This window comes from Streptomyces sp. WAC06614 (genome assembly GCF_003949795.1).
In the GTDB taxonomy this organism is placed as follows: Bacteria; Actinomycetota; Actinomycetes; order Streptomycetales; family Streptomycetaceae; genus Streptomyces.
The window spans coordinates 1-1,373 of the sequence record NZ_RPRY01000668.1 but is presented as its reverse complement, the minus strand read 5'-3'; the positions used below and the strand labels follow the sequence as shown (position 1 = coordinate 1,373).

Below are 1,373 nucleotides of genomic sequence, written 5' to 3'. Positions count from 1 at the left end.
CCTCGCGCGCCTTGAGCTCGTCGCCCGCGCAGAGTTCGACCAGCTCGTCCAGCACCGCGGCCCGGGCCGCGGTGCTGGACGAGCTGGTCGAACTCTGCGCGGGCGACGAGCTCAAGGCGCGCGAGGTCCTCGGGCTGAGCGAGGGCCTGCGCGGCGAGGTCGCCAAGAACGCCGCCCTGCGCACCGCCCCGGCCCGCCCGGCGGGGGAGATCTACACCGGGGTGCTCTACGACGCCCTGGGCCTCGCCGACCTGCCGGCGGCGGCCCGGGCCGCCGCCGCCCGCTCGCTGCTGGTGTTCTCCGGCCTGTGGGGCGCGGTCCGGATCACCGACGCGATCCCGTCCTACCGCTGCTCGATGGGCGTCAAGCTCCCCGGCCTCGGTGCGCTCGGCGCGCACTGGCGCGGCCCCATGGCCACCGTGCTGCCCGAGGCCGCCGGGGACGGCCTGGTACTGGACCTGCGTTCCTCGGCGTACGCGTCGGCGTGGAAGCCGAAGGGCGCGACGGCCGGCCGGACCGCGACCGTACGGGTGCTGCACGCGCAGATCGTGGACGGCGTGGAGAAGCGCTCGGTGGTCAGTCACTTCAACAAGGCCACCAAGGGCCGCCTGGTCCGCGACCTGCTGCTGGCCGGGGCCGAACCCGAGAACCCGGCCGAACTGGTCACCGCCCTGCGGGACCTGGGCCACGTGGTGGAGGCGGAGCCGCCGGCCAAGGCGGGCAAGGCCTGGTCGCTGGACGTGGTCGTCACCCAGGTCCACTGAGGAGCCCCCGCGCCCCGAAGCTCAAGAGCTCAGGGGGTCGCGCCGGGCCCCCCGCCCGGCCGGCCCCGACTCAGTGGGCCAGGGGCCAGGCGACGGCGTGCGCGGTGTCCCCGTGCTGGGCGCAGGCGTCGGTCAGGGTCTCCAGCAGGGTCAGCGGGTCGGGCAGCGGGTGCTCCACGCCCCGCACCCAGACGACGGCCTGGTCACCGGGCAGCGCGGCCGGCGGCACGAGCACGTAGCTGCCGCGGCAGTGCCAGCGCAGCCCGGGGTGCTCGTCCATGGTCTCGGGGTGGCAGTCCAGTTCGCACGGCCACCACTCGTCCTCGTCCTCGGGGGTGCCGCGGGTGGCGGTGAAGAACAGCATCCGGGCGTGGTCGCCCGTACCGCCGGACTCGGCGACCGGCCCGACGGCGATGCCCGCCGCCAGCAGGCGGTCCAGGGCGGCGCGGCCGGCCTCCAACGGGACGTCCAGGACGTCGTGGACCATGCCGGTGGCGGTGACGAAGTTGGCCTGGGGCTGGTTGCGGGCCCAGCGTTCGATCTGCGCGCGGTCCGTCGTGGACTGGGTCTGCCAGGCGAACGACAGGGGGTGGCGGGCGGGGGTGGGAC

Annotated in this window: 2 protein-coding genes; one reads left to right on the top strand and one right to left on the bottom strand. The window is 75.7% G+C overall.

Annotation, left to right across the window (positions count from 1 at the left end; genetic code table 11):
- Window positions 1–11 precede the first annotated feature (11 nt).
- A complete protein-coding gene (gene yaaA / locus EF918_RS35770) occupies window positions 12–764 on the top strand; it encodes a peroxide stress protein YaaA (RefSeq protein ID WP_260611012.1) in 753 nt (250 codons plus the stop codon).
- Between the two features lie 70 nt (window positions 765–834).
- Here the strand turns inward: yaaA and EF918_RS35765 are convergent.
- The coding region (locus tag EF918_RS35765) for a bifunctional DNA primase/polymerase (protein ID WP_148141359.1) at window positions 835–1,373 on the bottom strand (539 nt) is incomplete at its 5' end.